18 protein-coding genes are annotated in these 18,772 nt (G+C 70.4%); 10 read left to right on the top strand and 8 right to left on the bottom strand.

All coding sequences use genetic code 11. The features are described from left to right. Window positions 1–60: 60 nt before the first annotated feature. The 3 genes from NR798_RS35705 (at window position 61) to NR798_RS35695 (ending at window position 4,542) form a co-directional block, all read left to right on the top strand. Window positions 61–867 carry a methylase gene (locus tag NR798_RS35705; protein WP_375767017.1) on the top strand — a complete coding sequence of 269 codons (807 nt, stop codon included), beginning with the start codon at window positions 61–63 and terminating at the stop codon, window positions 865–867. An 87-nt stretch (window positions 868–954) separates the two neighbouring features. Beyond that, window positions 955–3,624, top strand: coding sequence for a TonB family protein (locus NR798_RS35700; RefSeq protein ID WP_375767016.1), 2,670 nt, complete (start codon window positions 955–957; stop codon window positions 3,622–3,624). A gap of 3 nt (window positions 3,625–3,627) precedes the next feature. After that, a complete protein-coding gene (locus NR798_RS35695) occupies window positions 3,628–4,542 on the top strand; it encodes a hypothetical protein (protein ID WP_375767015.1) in 915 nt (304 codons plus the stop codon). Between the two features lie 23 nt (window positions 4,543–4,565). Here NR798_RS35695 and NR798_RS35690 read toward each other — a convergent pair whose 3' ends face one another. Genes NR798_RS35690 through NR798_RS35675 form a run of 4 tightly spaced genes read right to left on the bottom strand, consistent with a single transcriptional unit; the run spans window position 4,566 to window position 7,937 of the window. After that, window positions 4,566–5,663: a glycerate kinase gene (locus NR798_RS35690; RefSeq protein WP_375767014.1), complete on the bottom strand. Its 1,098-nt coding sequence runs from the start codon at window positions 5,661–5,663 to the stop codon at window positions 4,566–4,568. Continuing rightward, the gene (locus NR798_RS35685; RefSeq protein ID WP_375767013.1) at window positions 5,660–6,118 is read right to left on the bottom strand and encodes a hypothetical protein; all 459 of its coding nucleotides are present in this window, start codon (window positions 6,116–6,118) and stop codon (window positions 5,660–5,662) included. Before NR798_RS35685 ends, NR798_RS35690 begins: the two co-directional genes overlap by 4 nt. Continuing rightward, window positions 6,115–6,606, bottom strand: a complete 492-nt coding sequence (locus tag NR798_RS35680; RefSeq protein WP_375767012.1) for a YkgJ family cysteine cluster protein — start codon at window positions 6,604–6,606, stop codon at window positions 6,115–6,117. The genes NR798_RS35685 and NR798_RS35680 overlap by 4 nt, the downstream gene beginning before the upstream one ends. 41 nt (window positions 6,607–6,647) lie before the next feature. Beyond that, a complete protein-coding gene (locus NR798_RS35675; RefSeq protein ID WP_375767011.1) occupies window positions 6,648–7,937 on the bottom strand; it encodes a class I SAM-dependent rRNA methyltransferase in 1,290 nt (429 codons plus the stop codon). Between the two features lie 28 nt (window positions 7,938–7,965). Between NR798_RS35675 and NR798_RS35670 the strand changes: the two genes are divergently transcribed. From NR798_RS35670 to NR798_RS35660, 3 genes are read left to right on the top strand one after another with little or no spacing between them, the layout of a single operon-like run. Then, window positions 7,966–8,478, top strand: a complete 513-nt coding sequence (locus NR798_RS35670) for a hypothetical protein (protein ID WP_375767010.1) — start codon at window positions 7,966–7,968, stop codon at window positions 8,476–8,478. A gap of 41 nt (window positions 8,479–8,519) precedes the next feature. Next, window positions 8,520–9,224: a DUF1499 domain-containing protein gene (locus NR798_RS35665; RefSeq protein WP_375767009.1), complete on the top strand. Its 705-nt coding sequence runs from the start codon at window positions 8,520–8,522 to the stop codon at window positions 9,222–9,224. 9 nt (window positions 9,225–9,233) lie between these two features. Next, entirely contained in the window at window positions 9,234–9,764 is a 531-nt protein-coding gene (locus NR798_RS35660) for an FxsA family protein (RefSeq protein WP_375767008.1), read from the top strand. 150 nt (window positions 9,765–9,914) lie between these two features. On the opposite strand, the gene NR798_RS35655 is transcribed toward NR798_RS35660, so the two are convergent. Continuing rightward, entirely contained in the window at window positions 9,915–10,637 is a 723-nt protein-coding gene (locus tag NR798_RS35655) for a hypothetical protein (protein ID WP_375767007.1), read from the bottom strand. Window positions 10,638–10,848: 211 nt separating this feature from the next. Between NR798_RS35655 and NR798_RS35650 the strand changes: the two genes are divergently transcribed. Further along, window positions 10,849–11,640, top strand: a complete 792-nt coding sequence (locus NR798_RS35650) for a Dickkopf N-terminal cysteine-rich domain-containing protein (protein WP_375767006.1) — start codon at window positions 10,849–10,851, stop codon at window positions 11,638–11,640. A 9-nt stretch (window positions 11,641–11,649) separates the two neighbouring features. On the opposite strand, the gene NR798_RS35645 is transcribed toward NR798_RS35650, so the two are convergent. Beyond that, window positions 11,650–12,627 (bottom strand): class I SAM-dependent methyltransferase, encoded by a 978-nt coding sequence (locus NR798_RS35645; RefSeq protein ID WP_375767005.1) that lies wholly within the window; start codon window positions 12,625–12,627, stop codon window positions 11,650–11,652. Between the two features lie 134 nt (window positions 12,628–12,761). Between NR798_RS35645 and NR798_RS35640 the strand changes: the two genes are divergently transcribed. Further along, entirely contained in the window at window positions 12,762–13,904 is a 1,143-nt protein-coding gene (locus tag NR798_RS35640) for a cystathionine gamma-synthase (protein WP_375767004.1), read from the top strand. A 278-nt stretch (window positions 13,905–14,182) separates the two neighbouring features. Further along, window positions 14,183–15,442 (top strand): DEAD/DEAH box helicase, encoded by a 1,260-nt coding sequence (locus NR798_RS35635; protein ID WP_375767003.1) that lies wholly within the window; start codon window positions 14,183–14,185, stop codon window positions 15,440–15,442. A gap of 42 nt (window positions 15,443–15,484) precedes the next feature. Here NR798_RS35635 and NR798_RS35630 read toward each other — a convergent pair whose 3' ends face one another. Continuing rightward, window positions 15,485–16,099 carry a glutathione S-transferase family protein gene (locus NR798_RS35630; protein WP_375767002.1) on the bottom strand — a complete coding sequence of 205 codons (615 nt, stop codon included), beginning with the start codon at window positions 16,097–16,099 and terminating at the stop codon, window positions 15,485–15,487. A 103-nt stretch (window positions 16,100–16,202) separates the two neighbouring features. On the opposite strand from NR798_RS35630, the gene NR798_RS35625 reads away from it, so the two are divergent. Beyond that, on the top strand, window positions 16,203–17,084 hold the full coding sequence (locus NR798_RS35625; protein ID WP_375767001.1) for a LysR family transcriptional regulator: 882 nt from the start codon (window positions 16,203–16,205) through the stop codon (window positions 17,082–17,084). 45 nt (window positions 17,085–17,129) lie between these two features. Here the strand turns inward: NR798_RS35625 and NR798_RS35620 are convergent, their stop codons facing one another. Further along, the gene (locus NR798_RS35620; protein WP_375767000.1) at window positions 17,130–18,734 is read right to left on the bottom strand and encodes a DUF4403 family protein; all 1,605 of its coding nucleotides are present in this window, start codon (window positions 18,732–18,734) and stop codon (window positions 17,130–17,132) included. Window positions 18,735–18,772 lie beyond the last annotated feature (38 nt).

Here is an 18,772-nt window from a genome sequence, read left to right as displayed (position 1 = left end):
GTCCACGGAGAGGGCGGCGTCGTGGCGGGCATGACCGGAATATAGTCCCGGGCCCGGCCCATGACCTCCCTGGACAAGAAGACCCGAGGACGCACCACGCACGGGCGCCTGCGAGCACTCGACGTGTACCTGCTCCACCAGGAGCGCGAGCTGCTGCTCCGGAGCGAGGGCCCCTGGGCCCGGGCCGCCTTCGTGGACGTCGGTTTCGGCGAGCACCCGTGGACCACGCTCGAGAGCGCCGAGGCCTTCCGTGAGCTCCACCCGGGACTCCCGGTGCTGGGCGTGGAGCTGGAGGCCTCCCGCGTGGAGTCCGCCCAGGCCCATGCCGATGCGCTCACCTCCTTCCGGCAGGGCGGCTTCGAGCTACCCCTGCGCCCCGGCGAGAGCGTCCGCCTCATCCGCGCCATGAACCTGCTGCGCGGGTACCGTCCCGAGGACGTGCCCGGCATCCACGAGCAACTGGGAGGGACGCTGCTCGAAGGGGGGCTGCTCGTCGAGGGCAGCACGGACACGCCCGGGGCCGTGCTGGTGACGCACTTGTTGCGGCGAGTCCCCGAGGGGCTCGCGCGCGAGGCCCTGCTGTTCCATACCGACTTCAGCCGCGGCTTCGCGCCCGTGCTGTTCCGCGACTGGATGCCCCGGGACTTCCGCCGCCGGGTGAAGCCCGGAGAGCCCATCCACGCCTTCTTCGCGGACTGGACGGCGGCGTGGCAGGAGGCGCGCGAGGCGGGACACACCGAGCCCCCCGAGGCCTTCCGTCACTCCGTCCTCCGGCTGGCCTCGCGGGTGGAGGGCCTCGTCACGGATGCGTGGCTGCTCGGACACGGCTACCTGCTCTGGAAGCCTCCGGGCGGTGTCTTCCGATAAGCCCGGTAAGCCCGGGGAGGGGGACAACCGTCTCCACGGCGAATGCCAGTAGAATTCCTGGTTGTCCGGCAAGGAAGTCCCCCTTAAATGCCCCCCACCGTGGCCTCGAATCGCTCCGTCCTCTGGTTGCTGCTCGCCGTCCTCTCCCTTTCCTCCGCGCAGGCGTGGGCCCAGGCCTATGACGGCGCACGCCGCGAGGAGGTGGACGCCGGTGTTCATACCCCGGTGCTGACGAAGGCCCCCGAGCTCGTCCGCTTCGTGGAAGCCGTCTATCCGCCCGAGGCCGCCGCGGCCGGTAAGACGGCCTCGGTGGAGATGCTCGTCACCATCGACGAGAAGGGCCAGGTGTCCGACGCGCAGGTGGTGACGCCGGTGGGCGACGGCTTCGACGAGGCGGCGCTCGCGGCGGTGCGGCAGTTCCAGTTCTCCCCGGCCGAGGTGGATGGCGCGCCGGCCCCCATTCAAATCCAGTACGTCTACAACTTCGTCCTCCAGCCGCCGAAGGTGGAGGAGTCCGCCCCGCCGCCGCCTCCCCCCGAGGCCACCCTCACCGGCCAGCTCCTGGCGCGTGGCAGCCGCTCGCGCGTGGGCGGCGCCACGGTGCGCTGCGGAGATGACCCCGCGGCCCCCGAGGCGCTCTCGGACGAGGACGGCCGCTTCACCCTGAAGGTGACGCCCGGCACCTGCGACGTGCGCGTGGTGGCCAACGACTTCCACCTCTTCACCACCAAGGAGCAGCTCGCTCCCAACGAGACGACGGAAGTCATCTTCTACCTGATGCCCAAGGCCCCGGGTTACGAGACGGTGGTGCGCGGCGCTCGCGAGAAGAAGGAGGTGGTGCGCCGCACCCTGGAGCGCCAGGAGCTGCAGAAGGTGCCGGGCTCCTTCGGTGACCCCATCCGCGTGATTCAGAACCTGCCCGGCGTGGCGCGTGCGCCCGCCATCTCCGGCCAGCTCATCGTGCGCGGGGCCGCGCCGGACCAGACGCTCACCTTCTTCGATGGCGTGGAGGTGCCGCTCCTCTACCACCTGGGCGGTGGGCCCTCGGTGCTCAACGCCGAGTTCATCGACCGCGTGGACTTCTTCCCGGGTGGCTTCGGCTCGCGCTACGGCCGGGCCGTGGGTGGCGCGGTGGACGTGGCCACGCGCAAGGGCTCCACCGACACGCTGCACGGCTCGGTGAAGGTGGACCTGCTGGACTCGGGCTTCTTCCTCGAGGCCCCCGTCACCGAGGGCATCTCCGTCGCCGGTGCCGCGCGCCGCTCGTACGTGGACGTGCTCCTGCCGCTGGTGCTGCCCGACGACCCCGAGGGCGGCACGCTGCTCGTGCTGCCGCGCTACTGGGACTACCAGGTGCGCGTGGACTTCGGCGCGAAGCGGGGCAGCGAGCCCGGTCCCGGCGGGCGCCATACCGGGTACGTGATGGCGTTCGGCTCGGATGACCTGCTCAGCGTGGTGGCCTCGGGTGGCGGGCGCAACCGCGACGTCACCGTGGACGCACGCACGCTCTTCCACCGCGTCAAGGGTGACTGGACGTACCGCAACGGCCGCTTCACCTCGGTGTTCACCCCGTACGCGGGCTATGACCTGGGCAGCTTCGGCTTCGGCGAGACGAAGCTGGACGCGAGCATCTGGTCGCTCGGCGCGCGCGAGGACCTGGCGCTGGAGGTGCTGCCCTGGCTCACCGTGCACGGTGGCGCGGACGTGAGGTTCGAGCACCTGGTGGGCTCGGGGCGGATTCCCTTCCTCGGCGGCATCCAGTACCCGGCCTTCCCCGGCGGCGAGCCCAAGGTGGAGATGCAGGACATCTTCCGGGTGGCCAACACCTTCGACGGCGCGCTCTACACGGAGCTCGATGTGAAGCTCGGGCCGGTGACGGTGACGCCCGGTCTGCGCGCCACCTACGCCCGCATCTACGGGCAGGACCGCTTCGCCTATGATCCCCGGCTCTGGGTGCGCGTGCAGCCCACGGAGAAGACGGCCTTCAAGGGCAGCGCGGGCCTCTACAGCCAGCCGCCGGAGGCCTTCAACCTGGAGCGGGCGCCGCTGGGCAACCCGGCCCTCACCCACGAGCGCTCCTTCCAGTCGAGCGTGGGCGTGGAGCAGCAGCTCACCGACATCATCAGCGTGGACGTCACCGGCTACTACAACCGGCGCTATGATCTGGTCGTCTCCCCGGGCGAGACGGTGCGCAACGAGGACGGCACGCTCACGCGCTTCCAGTACTCCAACCGGGGTCTGGGGCGCGCCTACGGCATGGAGGTGATGCTGCGGCACGCGGTGACGCGCGACTTCTTCGGCTGGCTGGCCTACACCCTCAACCGCTCCGAGCAGCGGCGCGTGGGCGGCGACGACTACCGGCTGACGACCTGGGACCAGACGCACATCCTCACCGCGGTGGCCAGCTACCGGCTGCCGTACGGCTTCGAGCTGGGCGCGCGCATGCGCTACGTCACCGGCCGGCCCACCACGCCGCTGCAGCACACGTTCGACCGCTACGACGTGGACCGGAACAACTTCTCCGGCACCTTCGGCCCGTCCAACTCCATCCGCTTCCAGCCCTTCCACCAGTTGGACCTGCGCCTGGACAAGAACTGGATCTTCCAGAGCTGGACCCTCAACGCCTACATCGACGTGCAGAACGTCTACAACGCCTCCAACGTGGAGGCGACCTTCTACGACTACCGCTACCGCGAGCTGTTCGAGGTGCCTGGCATCCCGATCCTCCCGGTCGTCGGCGTCAAGGGGAGCTTCTGAGTCATGCGCCACCTGTCCGCCCTGCTGGGCCTGCTGCTGTGCGCCGCCTGTGTGGGGCCCGAGGACACTCCGTCGAACGTGAAGGACCTGCGCGTGCTCGCGATGCGGATGGATCCGCCCGAGCTGCTCGCCGAGGAGTGCTCCACGGACCCGGCGGTGCTCGCCGACACGCTGGTGCGCCCGGTGCGCCTCACCGCGCTCATCCCGGACCCCGCCGGAGATGGCCGCGACCTGGATTACACGCTGTGGGCCTGTGCCTCGCAGGATGACGACACCTGCCGCGAGGACCGCGTGGAGCTGGCGCGCGGGGTGACGAAGGGCGGCGAGCTGGTGGTGGACCTGTTCCCGGGGCCTGGCACGTCGCGGCTGGGGGACGGTACCTTCCTGGTGCAGCGGATTCTGGAGAAGGACCTCTACAACGGCCTGGGCGGCGTGCGGATGCCGCTGGTGCTCTGGGTGCGCGGCGGTGGCGAGCAGGTCTACGCGCAGAAGCTGATGGTGTACGGCTGCCGCTTCTTCCCGGAGATGAAGCCCAACGAGCAGCCGCAGCTGCCGGACCTGTTGCTGGAGGGCGAGCCGTGGGTGGCGGGCGTACCGCGCGAGCTGTCTGGCCCGGGGCCCTTCGAGGTGAACGTGCCGGACCTCACCGGGCGCGAGGAGGCGTACGTGGTGCCCTCCTTCGAGCTGAAGCCGGTGAACCTCCAGGAGGCGTGGGAGGTGGCGTGGCACACGACGCTGGGGAGCTTCTCGCCCAACCAGACGGGCGGATCGGACTTCGGCGGCGGGGTGGCGCGGCACCGGGTGGAGTGGACGCCTCCGCGCGACGCGCAGGCCCAGGAGGTGCGCTTCTGGGTGGTGGCGCGTGACGGGCGCGGCGGCATGTCGTGGCTGGAGCGCACGGTGAAGTACATGCCGTAGCCGTGCGGCCCCGGGCGCCTCCGTCAGCGTGAGCGCCTGGAGGCCCACCACGCCCCGGCATGGCGCAGGGCCTCGGCGTGAGAGACACCGGGTGGGGCGAGCGCGGACACCTCGACCACTTCGTCGAAGGGCGCGCTGTCCGTGCCGGGCGCGACGGCTCCCGCGAACATCACCGTGTGCTTGCCGAGCGCCCGCGCCTCCTTCGCCAACGCGCCCGGCCCCTTGCCGAACGCCGTCTGCCGGTCGAAGCGTCCCTCGCCGGTGAGCACGGCCTGCGCGGCGGCGAGCCGTTCGGACAGCCGCATCGTCCGGGCCACCAACTCGTACCCGGAGACGATCTTCCCTCCGGCCAGCGCCAGCAGCCCGTACCCGAAGCCTCCCGCCGCGCCCGCGCCAGGTGTCTGGGCGAGTCCAGGCGCGACAACCTCGGCGAGCCGGGCTAGGGCGGACTCCAACTCGGCGACAACGGCCTCGTCCGCGCCCTTCTGCGGCCCGAAGAGGTACGAGGCACCGTCCGGCCCCAGCAGTGGCGCGGTGACGTCCGTGGCCACCAGCAACTCCACCCCGGTGAGCCGCGGATGCCGACCACGCGTCTCCACCCGTGCGAGCCGCTTCAACGCGGCCCCGCCCGGAGGAAGGGGCGCCCCCTGGGCATCGAGGAACCGGAACCCGAGCGCCGTGAGTGCCCCCGTGCCCCCATCATTGGTGGCGCTGCCTCCGAGCCCGAGGATGAGCCGTTCACAGCCCCGCTCCAGCGCCGCGCGCATCAGCTCGCCGGTGCCAGCGGTGGAGGCGCGCCGGGGGTCTCTCTCTCCGGGTGCGAGCAGGGTCAGCCCGGAGGCCGCGGCCATCTCGATGACCGCCGTGCGGCCCGAGTCCAGCAGCCCGTAGGTGGCCCGCACGGGGGCGCCGAGCGGCCCTTGGACGGTGCACGTCACGCGCTCGCCGCCCAGTCCCGCGAGCAGCGCGTCCACCGTGCCTGGCCCGCCGTCCGCGAGCGGCGCCACGTCCAGCTCCACGCCGGGCGCGCTCTGGCGCAACCCTTCGGCCAGGGCAGCGGCGGCCTCGGCGGCCGTGAGGGTGCCCTTGAACTCCTGCGGCGCGACGAGCCAGCGGCTCACGGCGTGGGTTCCGCCGTGCGCTTCTCTTCAGCCGAGGGAGCCGGGGTGAGCAGCGGCGCGTCGGGGCTCAGTCTGGCGGCCCGAGGCACGTCGGTTCGCGGCTTGGAGGACGTGGACGCGGAGGCCGGCGGCTCGGCGGGGTTGACGATGATGTTCCCATCGCGAGAGCCCCGGGCGACGCACTGGTAGACCAGCTTCTCCTCGATGCACTCCTCGAAGGCGGCGCACTCGCCCCGGCAGGGGAGGGGATCGCAGTAGCCCGTGGCCTCGTTGCACGTGGTCCCCACGGGGCACGCGGCGTAGCAACCCCCCTGGGAGCGGGAGATCGCGGACGCGCCGAGCGCGATGCCGGTGTTCAACACGGCACCGCTGACGGCCCCGCCCGCGGCACCACATCCGGACAGGAAGAGAACGGCGACGGGCAGGACGGCGTTGCGCCACGGCATCGGGCTCATGGTTCCTCCTCGCGGAGCGAGGCCTCCGCGTGCCACTCGAGGATCTGACGGGGTCCGGTCAACGATGGCAGCAGTCGCTGGGAGACGCGCTCCAGCCGCAGCAGCAGGGCGCTCACCGTGTCGGCTGGCTGACGAGCCGGGCCCCGGATGCGCTCGCAGAAGAAGGTGCGGCAGCCGAAGGGGCGCTCCGCGTACACGGTGCAGCGCTTGCCCGCGGCGTCCAGGTAGGGACAGCCGCCGTCCTCTCTCGGGGGCGGCAGCGGATGGTGGCGCGCCAGCAGGAGCCACTCGGGGTACCACAGCCAGGGCTGCCGCTTCGTCTTGGAGAGTTGGCAGCACTCGCCGCTGGCCGGGCACGAGAAGGGCGCGTACGCCGCATCCGCCTGCCGGTAGATGGCGCGCAGCTCCTGCAGGGCCCGCGCTTCTTCGCGCGAGCCCGGGGCCGCGGGGGCCTCGTCTGTGTCGTCGTCCCAGTTGGGGTGTCGCATGGCTTCAGCTGCCGTGGATCATCCCACCGGGACGGGCCGGCTCACAACACGCGGAGCACGAAACACTTCAGGTAGCGCGTCTCGCGCAGGCTGAGCAGCACCGGGTGGTCCTTGCCCGCCCCGCGCTTCTCGATGATCTGCACCCGCCGCTTCGCGTCCGCCGCCGCCGAGGCCAGCATGTCCTCGAAGCCCTGCTCGTCGATGTGGTACGTGCAGCTCGCGGAGATGAGGTAGCCGCCGGGCCGCAGCAGCTGCATGGCGCGCAGGTTGATCTCCTTGTACCCGCGCAGGGCGCCCTCGATGGCGTCCTTGTTCTTCGCGAAGGACGGCGGGTCCAGGACGATGGTGTCGAAGCGCCGGCCGTCGTCCACCGCGTCGCGCAGGAAGTCGAAGGCGTTGGCCACCACCACGTCCACGTTGGGCAGCTTGTTGGACGCCGCGTTCTCGCGCAGCTGGGCCGCCGCCTGCTCGGAGATCTCCACCGCGGTGACCTTCTCGGCCCGCGTGGCGAGCTGCAGCGCGAAGCCGCCCACGTACGAGAAGCAGTCGAGCGCCTCGCCAAAGGCGTACTGCGAGGCCACGACGTGGTTCTCCCGCTGGTCCAGGAAGGCGCCCGTCTTCTGGCCCTCGAGCAGGTCCGCGCGCACGCGCACGAGCCCCTCGTCATAGGCGACCGGTCCGGGCAGGGTGCCGTAGAGCACGCCCTTCTCCAGGGGCAGGCCTTCCAGCGCGCGCACGCCCACGTCCGAGCGGTTGACGATGGCGCGGGGCTTGAACAGCTCCACCAGCAGGTCGGTGATGAGCTGCTTGCGCTGCTCGGTGGCGGGGATGAGGAACTGCACGCTCAGGCAGTCGCCGTAGCGGTCGATCACGAGGCCGGGCAGCAGGTCCGCCTCGCCGTGCACCACGCGGTAGGTGGTCTCTCCGGGCAGGGCGCGGCGGCGCATCGCGTCGGCGAGGGCCAGGCGCTGGCGGAAGAAGTCGGTGTCCACCGGCACGTCCTCGTAGGAGAGCCAGCGCAGGGAGATCTTCGACTGCTTCGAATAGAAGGCCTTGCCGAGGAACCAGCCGCGGGCGTCGACGACGCGCACCACCTCGCCGCCCTGGAGGGCGGGGTCACCGTTGAGGTCGGCGCGGTAGATCCACGGGTGGCCGCCCTGCCAGCGCTCGACACCCCGGCGGATGAGCGAGACCTGGGGCAGTCCGTCCTGGCCGATGTCCGGAGTGGTCCGGTCCGGGGCGGGCTTCTCCGGGCGCTGCGGAGGGCGGTTGCGGCCGGGGGGGCCACCGGGGCGGCGATCGTGACGGGGTCCTGAGGTTGGCTTGGGCATGGCGTGTGCGGCGTATACTCCAACCAGCGTGAGATACGACCTGCTCCTTCAATCCATGGTCCCGGGGACGCCTTTCGACAGCGCCCGGGTGGAGGCCCTCCTGGAAGCCCGGGGGGCGAAGGCCCAGCCAGGCGGTGGGCATGCCTGGAAGCTGGAGAACGGCTCGGTGGAGGTGCACCCGCTGCGCGAGGGCGGCCAGTGGGTGGCCACCGAGGTGCGCGTGCCGCTGTCGGACCGGACCGAGCTCATCCGCGAGGTGGTCTCCAAGGGGGCGGAGCTGGCCCGGGAGGCCGAGGTCCGGTTCTTCGATCCGCAGTTGGGGCGCGAGCTCAACACCCACGAGGCGGGGGCGGTGGCGGACCAGTACGAGCGCACCGCGCGCTATGCGGGGGAGCTGCTCGGGCTGGCCTCGGCGATGCCCATGCCCACCGCGCCGGACGAGGGCTTCCAGCCGACGACGAAGTTCTTCTTCGGAGCCCTCGGCTTCTTCACCCTGCTGTACCTGCTGGTGAATTGGCTGAGCACCCAGCTCGGGGGCTGAAAAGGCTGGATTTCGCGGCGCGGCTGACGCATGGCTGCGGCATGTTCCGCTCCTGGTCCGTCCGCATCTCGCTGTTCGCGGTGTTGCTGCTCGTGCTTGGGCCGTTGCTGGCCGTGGTGGGGCTGGTCCCCGGGCAGCAGGCGTTGCTCGTGTTCGCGAGCGCGGCGCTGGTGGGCCTGGCGGGCATCGTGGCGGGGATCGTCTCCGCGGTGCGGCGCAAGGTGGCGCCGGGGATGGTGGCGGTGGCGCTCGGGACGCTGGCGCTGTTGGCGGTGCTGACGCCGGCCTTCGCGGGTGGAGGCAAGCCGCCCATCAACGACATCAGCACGGACCTGCAGGACGTGCCCGTCTTCACCCACGCGCGGACGCTGCCGGAGAACGCGGGGAGGGAGCTGGGCTACCCCGAGGAGTTCAAGTCCGTGGTGCGGATGTATTACACGGACCTGAAGTCGCTGAAGCTGGCCGAGCCACCGGATGCGGTCTTCGCGCGGGCGGTGGAGCTGGCGCGGACGCAGCCCGGATGGACGGTGACGCACGTGGACGCGCAGGGGCACACGCTGGAGGGCTTCGCCGAGACGCGCATCTTCCGTTTCCGGGACGACTTCGTGGTGCGGGTGAGGCCGGAGGAGGGAGGGGGCTCGCGGGTGGACATGCGCTCGAAGTCGAGGGTGGGGCGGGGCGACCTGGGCGCCAACGCGGCCCGAATCCATACGTTCCTCCAGGCACTGGCGGCCTCCAGGCGTTAGGTTGGACGGGTGTTCAAGTACCTTCTCCTGGCGTTCACGGTCGTTCCGTTCATCGAGCTGTACCTGCTGCTGGCCATTGGCCGCGAGGTGGGCTTCTGGCCCACGGTGGGCGGGGTGCTGTTCACGGGCCTGGTAGGTGCCTGGCTGGCCAAGAAGGAGGGCTTGCGGGTGCTCCGCCGCTGGCAGGAGTCGCTCGCCCAGGGCCGTATGCCCGAGGAGGGCCTGGTGGGTGGGGTGCTCGTCCTGGTGGGCGGGGTGCTGCTGGTGTCGCCGGGGGTGCTCACCGATGTCGTCGGACTCTTCCTGCTGTTCCCTCCGACGCGGAAGCTGGTGGCGGCAGTGGTACGCCGGAGGCTGGAGCGCCGCATGGCGGCGGGAACGCTGCGCGTGACCACCTTCCAGTCGGGTCCGTTCCCCGGAGGGCCGTTCGGAGCGCCCTCCGGAGAACAGCCCCACGTGCCCCGAGCCTCCCGGCCACGCATCGAGCGGAAGCCTGGGGACGAAGCCGACGCGGAGTTCACCGAGGAAGACGGGCGCTGAAAACATCCCCTCTCCCTCTGGGAGAGGGACAGGGTGAGGGTGTCCGTCTCGGGCGCAGATATCCCCTCGGAACACGGGCGCAGATCTCCCCTCGCCCTCCGGGAGAGGGACGGGGAGAGGGTGCCCGTCACCGTCCCTGCTGCCCGTGCCTCAGAGGACGCGCTGGTACTCGCGGACCCAGAACTTCATGGCCCCCTCGCAGATACTCTCCAGCCGCTGACAGTCGAGCTCACGGGGCTTGTCCATCTCCAGGGTCGCATCAAGGAGCAGCTCCTTCCGGGCGTTCCAGAGCTGAAGGCGGACGTGTGTGGCATCGGTGCGTGAGGCGCGGGCGAACAGGGTCAGCCGCTTGCCGCGGTGCTCGAAATCCACCGCGATTGGCTCCGGCTCCGAGGGCGAGAGCGTATAGACGCCGGTGACGGCGGGGACCTGGAGAAGCAGCTGCACGGGGGGCTGGTGCTCGGCGGGCGTGTCCAGCTTGAGCGAGTGCTGGCCGGTGATGCGAACGGCGATGAAGTCCAGGGTGGGCGGGTGCTGCGAGGAGACGGGCTTCACGGTGAGCAGCTTCCGGGAGCCCTCGAGCCGGGCGATGGCGCCGTCGCGGGCGCGGATCTCACCCGAGCAGCTCTGGGGGCCGCAGTCGACGGAGAGGCGCCAGTCGGCCCGGGCATCGGGGCAGTCCTTGGGGACGTCGAGCTGGACCTGGGCCTTGGGGGGGAGGATGAGGCTCTGGGTGCTCGGGGAGCGGCAGACGAAGTCCACGTCGACGGCGAGCGCGGTGACCTCGACCGGGGTGGCGGGGGACCCCTGCTTCGAGTCCTGATTCCCATCCGCTGAGAGCAGCAGGGCGAGCACGGAGAAGGCGGAGAGCATGGCTCCGATCTAGCCCACCCGGGGCAACTGGACGAGCGGGGGAGGGAAGTACCCGCTGAACGACAGAGCGGAATCTCCGGACGTCCAGAAGGAGTCGCGGGGCCCGTCCGCCCATGGTGCTGGGAAAATTCTTGCCCAATTTGCCGGGCACCAGCGGCCAGGCGTCGCGACCCCCCGCGACAGGTGGCCGTCCGTCCTCACGGAGTGCTCCATGCCGAACGTCCTCCCCCGCGGAACTTCCCTGCTGCCCACGCTGCTCGCGCTCATCACGGGCCTCGTCTCCGGATGCATCATCACGGACTACCGGGGTGAGCACGGAGAGTGGTGCGAGGAGGAGTACCACTCCTGCTCCTACGACTCCGACTGTCACTCCACCCAGTACTGCATGCGCGGCATGTGCGAGGACCTCCCGCTGGACTCCCAGTCCTGCACCAGCTCGAAGGACTGCGCCTCCGGGGACACGTGCGTCAACGGCGTGTGCAACCACGCCTGCTCGCGCGACTCGGACTGCGGCCGGGGCGGCTACTGCGATGGTTACTACTGCCGCGCGAGGACGGGCGATGGCGGCACCCGGCCTCCGCCGGCTCCGGCCGATGGAGGCACTCCCTGCCCGATGCCGCCGCCTCCGTCCGACGCGGGCACGCCGGGCAGCTGCGTGCGCAACACCGACTGTGCCTCGGGCAGCTACTGCATCAACGGCGCCTGTGTCCGCGGCTGCTCCTACGACTCGCAGTGCGCCTCCACGGAGACGTGCTCGAGTGGTCTGTGCCGCCCGCGTCCGTCTCCCGCGTGCACCAGCGCGGCGCAGTGCGCCAGCGGCACCGACTGCGTGGACGGCGCGTGCCGCCCGCCGTGCACCTCCAGCACCGCGTGCCCCAGCGGCTCCGTCTGCAAGATTGGCTACTGCATGCCCTCGTCCACCCCGGGCAGCGGCAAGACGTGCGCCGTCAACTGCGACTGCCCCTCGGGCGAGCGCTGCGTGGAGGGGGTCTGCCGCATCTGAGCCCGGGGCTCAGCGGCCCGAGGCGCGAGGCGCCACCATGCGCCAGCAGCGGTGGATCTCCTGGCGCTGGAAGTCCTCGGGGATGGAGCCGGGCGTGAGCTCCTCCACGCCCTCGTAGCCGCGGAGGGCGGAGTCCTTCAGCTCGAAGCCGAGGAAGTTGGTGGAGAAGTAGAGGACGCCGCCGGGGGACAGCAGCTCGCGGATGCCCTCCAGCAGGCGCACGTGGTCGCGCTGCACGTTGAAGGAGCCCTGCATCTTCTTCGAGGTGGAGAAGGAGGGCGGGTCACACACCACCAGGTCGAAGGTCTGCTCGGGCTCGTGGCGCTGGTCCTGCACCCAGGCCATGGCATCGGCGCGCAGCAGGGTGTGGCGCGTGTCCGACAGCCCGTTGAGCGCGAGGTTCTCCTCGGCCCAGTCGAGGTAGGTGTTGGAGAGGTCCACGCTGAGGGTGCGCGAGGCCCCGCCCGCGGCGGCGTACACGGTGAAAGCGCCCGTGTAGCAGAAGAGGTTGAGGAAGCTCCTGCCCTTGGCCTCGTCACGGACGCGGGCGCGCGTGAGCCGGTGGTCCATGAAGAGGCCGGTGTCGAGGTAGTCGCCGAGGTTCACCCAGAACTTCAGGCCCTGCTCCTCCACCACGAGGCGCTCGGTGCCCTCGCCCACCCGGCCGTACTGCGAGCGGCCCCAGGGCTGGGGCAGGTGGGTCTTCACGTGGATGCGCTCGGGGGGCACCTCCAGGACGGCCGTCACGGCGGCGAGCACCTCGGCGCGTTGCTCCTCCAGGCTCTTGAGGGCGCGGCGGCGGGGGTACTCCACCAGGTGCACCCGGTCCGCGTAGAGGTCCACCGCATAGGTGTACTCGGGGACGTCCCGGTCGTACACGCGGAAGGCGGTGAGCCCGCGGGCCTTGGCCCACTTGCGGAAGTGCTTCACGTTCTTGCGCAGGCGGTTCTCGAACATCCCCACCGCCGTTTCGGTGCCCTGCGTCATGACTGCCCTGTCCTCTCCCGTACAACCGCCGCCCCCTCTTCTCCGAGTCCCCGCCGCCGGGCAAGTCTTCCGGACGAGGGGGAGGGCGCGGCGGACACTCCCAGGGGGAAGGGGAGTGTGATAGGCCCCCGGCCATGCGCTTCGATACCCTCGCCATCCATGCCGGCCAGGAGCCGGATCCCACGACGGGCGCCATCATGACGCCGGTCTACCTGACCTCCACCTACGTCCAGGCGGGCCCCGGGGAGCACAAGGGCTTCGAGTACAGCCGGACGCAGAACCCCACCCGCAACGCGCTCCAGGACTGTCTGGCGGCGCTCGAGGGTGCGAAGCATGGCCTCGCGTTCGCCTCGGGTCTGGCGGGCACGGACATGCTGATGCACATGCTGGAGGCCGGGGACCACGTGGTGGTGTCCGATGACGTGTACGGCGGCACCTTCCGCATCTTCGACAAGGTCTTCCGGCGCCACGGGCTGAGCTTCTCCTGGGTGGACCTGTCCAACCCGGACAACTTCGAGAAGGCCATCACGCCCAAGACGAAGATGGTCTGGGTGGAGTCGCCCACCAACCCGATGCTCAAGCTGATCGATCTGCCGCGCATCGCGGAGACGGCGAAGAAGCGGAACATCCTCTCGGTGTGCGACAACACGTTCATGACGCCGTACTTCCAGCGTCCGATGGACCTGGGGTTCGACGTGGTGACGCACTCGACGACGAAGTACATCAACGGCCACAGCGACGTGGTGGGCGGCTTCGTGTGCACCAGCAATGAGGAGCTGGCGCAGAAGATGTACTTCCTGCAGAACGCGGTGGGCGGCGTGCCGGGCCCGATGGACTGCTTCCTGGTGCTGCGCGGCGTGAAGACGCTGGGCGTGCGCATGGAGCGCCACGCGCAGAACGCGCTGAAGGTGGCGCAGTACCTCGCCACGCACCCGAAGGTGGCGAAGGTCACCTACCCGGGCCTGGAGAGCCACCCGCAGCATGCGCTGGCCCGTAAGCAGATGAAGGGCTTCGGCGGCATGATGACCTTCGACATCAAGGGCGGGCTGGAGGCGGCGCGCAAGTTCCTCAAGACGGTGAAGATCTTCGCGTGCGCCGAGTCGCTCGGTGGCGTGGAGTCGCTCATCGAGCACCCGGCGATCATGACGCACGCGTCGGTGCCGAAGGAGACGCGCGAGCAGCTGGGCATCTCGGATGGGCTCATCCGGCTGTCGGTGGGCATCGAGGACGCGCAGGACCTGGTGGACGACCTGAAGCAGGCGCTCGAAGTCGCCTGAGCCGCGTCACCCTCACCAACAACTCCGCGCAACAACCCCTCTCCCCCTGGGAGAGGGACGGGGTGAGGGTATCGGAAGCAACCGGGTTCGAATCCCGGGCCGAGGGCCTCACGCTCCAGTGTCTGGGAGCGGAGGCCCTTCGTGCTCCCAGAAAGACTGCGAGCCCCGGCCCCCAGGGTGCTTTGAGCCACACCGCCCCGGTGGCCTTCTCCAAGTAGACTATCGCTCCCCGGCGCACGCCCTCCCTCGTGCCCCTCGCCCCGAGGTATTCCTCCCCCATGACCTTCACTTCGCTCGGCCTCTCGGAGGCGCTCGCCCGGGCCGTGGCCGAGCTCGGCTACGAGGCGCCCACGCCGGTTCAGCGCGAGGCCATCCCGGCGGTGTTGCAGGGCCGGGACGTCTGGGCCTCGGCCCGGACGGGCTCCGGGAAGACCGCGGCGTTCCTCCTGCCCCTGCTGCACTCCCTGAGCGTGCGCCCGGGACGCGCGCCGCGGCAGGTGCGCGCCCTCGTCCTCGTCCCCACTCGCGAGCTCGCCGCCCAGATTGCCGAGGCCATCGGCCGCTACGGCCGCTACCTGCCGAGTCCGCTCAAGAGCTGCCTGGCGGTCGGCGGCGTCTCGGCCAACCCCCAGATGATGGCGCTGCGCGGTGGCGCGGACCTCGTGGTGGCCACCCCGGGGCGCGCGTTGGACCTCGTGGAGCAGAATGCCCTGCGGCTCTCCTCGGTGGAGACCCTGGTGCTCGACGAGGCGGACCGGCTGTTCTCGCTGGGCTTCGCCGACGAGCTGACGCGCCTGCTCGCGCTGCTGCCCGCTCGCCGGCAGAACCTGCTCTTCTCCGCCACCTTCCCACAGGCAGTGCAGGCGCTCGCCACGCAGTTGCTGCGCGAGCCCGTCCGGGTCCAGGTGGAGACCGCCGCGCTGCCCGCCACGGCGTCCCTCGTCCAGCGCGCCATCGAGGTGGACACCGGCAAGCGCACGATGTTGCTGCGCCGGCTGCTGGAGATCCACGCGTGGCCCCAGGTCCTCGTCTTCGTGGCGAGTCGCCACGGGGCGGACCACCTCGCGCTGAAGCTGAACCGCGCCTCCATCCCCACGGCGGCCCTGCACGGCGAGCTGAGCCAGGGCGCGCGCACCCAGGCGCTCGCGGACCTCAAGGCCCAGCGCGTGAGGGTCCTCGTCGCGACGGACGTGGCGGCCCGCGGCCTGGACATCGCGCAGTTGCCCGCGGTGGTGAACTACGACCTGCCACGTTCCACGGTGGACTACGTGCATCGCATTGGCCGCACGGGCCGGGCCGGACAGCCGGGCATGGCGGTCAGCTTCGTCAGCGCGAGCACCGAGGCCCACTTCCGTCTCATCGAGCGCCGCCACCACCTCGACCTTCCGCGCGAGCGCATCGAGGGGTTCGAGCCCACCGAGCTCGCCCCACCGGCGCAGGACCCGCACGGCGGCGTGAAGGGCAAGCGCAAGAGCAAGAAGGACAAGCTGCGCGAGGCGGCGGCCGCGGCTGCGCTGAGCGTCAAGCGCAAGCCGTAGGTACGGCCTGTCCACCGGTTTGACGCGAAGCCCACCCTCGCCTCATCCCAAGACGGCCCTCCGCACCGCCGGGCGTTGCGCGTGGCGCCGGGTGTACTCCACCAGCCTCGGATGCCCGTCGAGCAGCTTCAGCGTGTTGGCCAGGTGGAGGATGGAGGCCATCACCACATCGGCGGCGGTGAACGCCCCTCCCACCAGGAATTCACGGCCGCCGAGGCCTCTGTCGATGAAGTCGAGCACCGCCTTGAGGCGGGTCCCGTGCCTCGCGAGTTCTTCATTCGCGTGCGCGCTGGCCTTCTTCTCCTCGGGCAACTGCGCGTGCCAGTAGAAGGCCATCACCACGGAATCGAGGCTCATCTCGGCGAAGGCCATCCAGTGGTAATAGGAGCCGCGCTCCGCGGAACCCAGCGGCGGCGCCAGCTGCTTCTCCGGGAACCGGTCGGCCAGGTAGAGGCAGATGGCCAGGGACTCGAGCAGCGTGACTTCCCCATCCACCAAGGCGGGGAGCTCGCCCAGCGGATGCACCGCCAGGTATTCGGGGGTGTTGTTCTCCTGCCGGGTGAGATCGAGCCTGACCAGCTCGTAGGGCACCCCGAGCTCCTCCAGCAGCCATCGGGGACGGACGGCCCGGGTTCTGGGGGCGAAGTAGAGCTTCATGTGTGCACTCCTGAAGGTGGCGGGAGGTGGCACCATGCGGCTGCCAGGGCCCCCAGACAATGCGGCTCCAGACGAACTCATTGTCAGGCTAGGCTTGACGGTCATGATCTCACCCGCCGACATGATGCTCTTCGCCGCGGTCGTTCGTGAGGAGAGCTTCACCCGGGCCGCGCGCCAGCTCGGCATCACCAAGCAGACCGTCAGCGAGCGCATCAGCAAGCTGGAGGAGCGGCTCGGGGTGCGGCTGCTCGAGCGGACCACGCGGCGCCTGCGGGTCACCGGAGCCGGAGCGACGTACTACGAGCGCTGCGCCGCCATCGCCGCACAGATCGACGAGGCGAACAACGAGGTGCAACAGCGGCAGGAAGAGCCCGCCGGCCTGCTGCGGGTCTCCTCACCGATGCTCTATGGCCGGCGCTACCTGACGCCCGTGATTTCGGAGTACCTCGCGCGCTACCCCCAGGCGCGGGTGGAGCTGGTGCTGGCGGACCGCCGTCTCCATCTCATCGAAGAAGGGCTGGATGTCGCGATTCACATCGGACCGCTCGACGACTCGTCGCTCGTGGTGAGAAAGCTGGGGGAGGGGCCGGTCCATTTCGTGGCGAGCCCCCGCTTCCTGTCGAAGTACGGCACGCCGAGCGGCAGGGAGCTGCGCTCCGCGCGCTGCATTGGATTCAGTGCGTTCGAGACGTGGGAGGCCGAGGGGGTGAAGTCTCGAATCGATCCGGTGCTGACCGTGAATGACCACGAGTTCGCGTGCGAAGCGGCGATCGCCGGGGTCGGCATCGCGCGCGTCCCGGCCATCCTCTGCCGAGACGCGGTCCGGGACGGCCGGTTGAAGGTCCTCTTCGGCCCCAAACCCGCGATGCGGCGGGCCATCCACGTCGTCTACCCGAGCCGGCTGAAGCTTCCGGCAAAGGTCCGGTTCTTCGTGGATGCCGTTGCAGCGCTGTCCGAGCCGTGGCTGCCGCTCCGTGAGCGCTAGCCCCTGCGTCGGCGCGCTCACCGCGTACTCCAGCCCAGAGGGCAGCTATTTCTTGCAGGGCAGGTACAGCCCGAGCTGCGCATCCACCTGCACGTAGATGCGCAGGAAGTTCGGGTGGGGGTAGATGCCCGTCACCTCCGAGCGCAGCACCTGGCCGCGCACGCAGCCCAGGTCCTCGGAGAAGCTCATCTCGGTGGACATCTTGTCCTTCACCGCGGCGAGCCGCTCGGAGATGTCCACCCGGAGCGCCTGCCGGGCCTGGTCGCGGATGGAGCGGTAGTCCAGGGCGAACTTGAGCTTGAGCAGCTCGCTGGCCGTGCCCGGGGTGATCTCCAGGTCGGGCACGGAGATCTGGTTGTCGATGACGTGGGGGTGGCCGGCGAAGAAGAGCTCCCCCGTCATCGGCACCGAGTAGCTGCCCACCTGGGCGTTGCCCCCCAGGTTCATCTTGATGACCACCGTGTCATCCGAGGGGTAGACCTGGGGGTTCTCCATGTAGAGCTCCGGATGCGACTCGGAGAAATGGAGGCGGCCCTTCATGGAGGCCTCGAGCGCCTTGGACAGCTCCTCGTAGCGGGCGGCCACGGGGATGACGACCTTGAAGGGGCCGGAGGGCAGGGTGGAGACGTTCTGCAGCAGGGGCATCGTCACCTGCGTGGCCACCTGCGTGGCCGGGGGCATGCCGGCATCCACTCCGGTGCCGCCGTCGTTGCTGGTGGGGCCGGTGGTGTACACGGCCGTCCGCGTGCCCGCGTCCGCGCCCGGGGTGCCGCCATCCGTGCCCGCGGGGCCCGCGGTGTAGCTGGCGAACTGGGTGGTGCCCCCGTCGTTCGGGGCGGGGCTGGCCGTCTGCGCGCCCGCGTCCGGGCCCGGGGTGCCGCCGTCGGTGCTGGAGGGGCCGGCGAGGCCCGCCACCGGGGTGCAGGGCAGCGTCACCGAGGGCATCACGACGATGCCGAGGTCCTTCTCGAAACCATCGGCGAGCATCGTGGGGGCGGCTTCCAGGCTCGTCACCTTCAGCTCGGCGCAGGCCACCTGGTCGCCGCCGACGGGAATCTCGATGGGGCGGGCGAGCCGGGCGAAGGCGCTGGAGAGCAGCGGGCGCACGTCGAAGCGGAACTCGTCGAGCGTCTTGCCGATGAGCTCCTGGAGCTTGCCCTCGATGGAGCGGTTGACGGCCTCCACCGGGCCGGCGGCCACCACCTGCACCTCGGTGGACTGCAGCAGCGCCTTGAAGTCCGCCGTCATGACGGGCTCGCCGGCGATGGTGACGGTGATGGGCATCTCCCGGTCGCCGAGCATGTTGAAGCGGCCGTTGACCTTGACGCCCACCACGACGCGGCCGCGGTCGAACTTGATCGTCAGCGGCTCGCGCTGCCAGGTGTAGTGCAGCGTCTGGCCGGCGAAGAGCTGTGCATCCCCCTCGCCGGTGCGCGGCAGGCTCTCGGCCATCTTCTTGAGGAGTGCCTCGCGGAAGATGGTGGCGTGGATGACGATGCGCGAGGGCGGCGGATCCGACACCGGGCGCCCACCGTTGGCGGCGGGCGGAGGCGGCTGCAGGGTCTGCGACTCGATGCGCGGACCGGCGCACGACAACAGGGTGAGGGACGCGAGGAGCGCGGAGAACGGACGGAAGCGCGACTGAGGCATGGCGAGGAAATGCACCGCGAGTGTGGGCGCGGAGCATA

Origin of the sequence: Archangium gephyra (genome assembly GCF_042230915.1) — a bacterium.
GTDB classification, from domain to species: Bacteria; Myxococcota; Myxococcia; order Myxococcales; family Myxococcaceae; genus Archangium; species Archangium gephyra_B.
This window is presented reverse-complemented; position numbering and strand designations above follow the sequence as displayed.

Coding starts and splice junctions, on each gene's coding strand:
- NR798_RS35705 (WP_375767017.1), top strand. CDS start 61: ATGACCTCCCTGGACAAGAAGACCCGAGGACGCACCACGCACGGGCGC.
- NR798_RS35700 (WP_375767016.1), top strand. CDS start 955: ATGCCCCCCACCGTGGCCTCGAATCGCTCCGTCCTCTGGTTGCTGCTC.
- NR798_RS35695 (WP_375767015.1), top strand. CDS start 3,628: ATGCGCCACCTGTCCGCCCTGCTGGGCCTGCTGCTGTGCGCCGCCTGT.
- NR798_RS35685 (WP_375767013.1), bottom strand. CDS start 6,118: ATGAGCCCGATGCCGTGGCGCAACGCCGTCCTGCCCGTCGCCGTTCTC.
- NR798_RS35680 (WP_375767012.1), bottom strand. CDS start 6,606: ATGCGACACCCCAACTGGGACGACGACACAGACGAGGCCCCCGCGGCC.
- NR798_RS35675 (WP_375767011.1), bottom strand. CDS start 7,937: ATGCCCAAGCCAACCTCAGGACCCCGTCACGATCGCCGCCCCGGTGGC.
- NR798_RS35665 (WP_375767009.1), top strand. CDS start 8,520: ATGTTCCGCTCCTGGTCCGTCCGCATCTCGCTGTTCGCGGTGTTGCTG.
- NR798_RS35655 (WP_375767007.1), bottom strand. CDS start 10,637: ATGCTCTCCGCCTTCTCCGTGCTCGCCCTGCTGCTCTCAGCGGATGGG.
- NR798_RS35650 (WP_375767006.1), top strand. CDS start 10,849: ATGCCGAACGTCCTCCCCCGCGGAACTTCCCTGCTGCCCACGCTGCTC.
- NR798_RS35645 (WP_375767005.1), bottom strand. CDS start 12,627: ATGACGCAGGGCACCGAAACGGCGGTGGGGATGTTCGAGAACCGCCTG.
- NR798_RS35640 (WP_375767004.1), top strand. CDS start 12,762: ATGCGCTTCGATACCCTCGCCATCCATGCCGGCCAGGAGCCGGATCCC.
- NR798_RS35635 (WP_375767003.1), top strand. CDS start 14,183: ATGACCTTCACTTCGCTCGGCCTCTCGGAGGCGCTCGCCCGGGCCGTG.
- NR798_RS35630 (WP_375767002.1), bottom strand. CDS start 16,099: ATGAAGCTCTACTTCGCCCCCAGAACCCGGGCCGTCCGTCCCCGATGG.
- NR798_RS35625 (WP_375767001.1), top strand. CDS start 16,203: ATGATCTCACCCGCCGACATGATGCTCTTCGCCGCGGTCGTTCGTGAG.
- NR798_RS35620 (WP_375767000.1), bottom strand. CDS start 18,734: ATGCCTCAGTCGCGCTTCCGTCCGTTCTCCGCGCTCCTCGCGTCCCTC.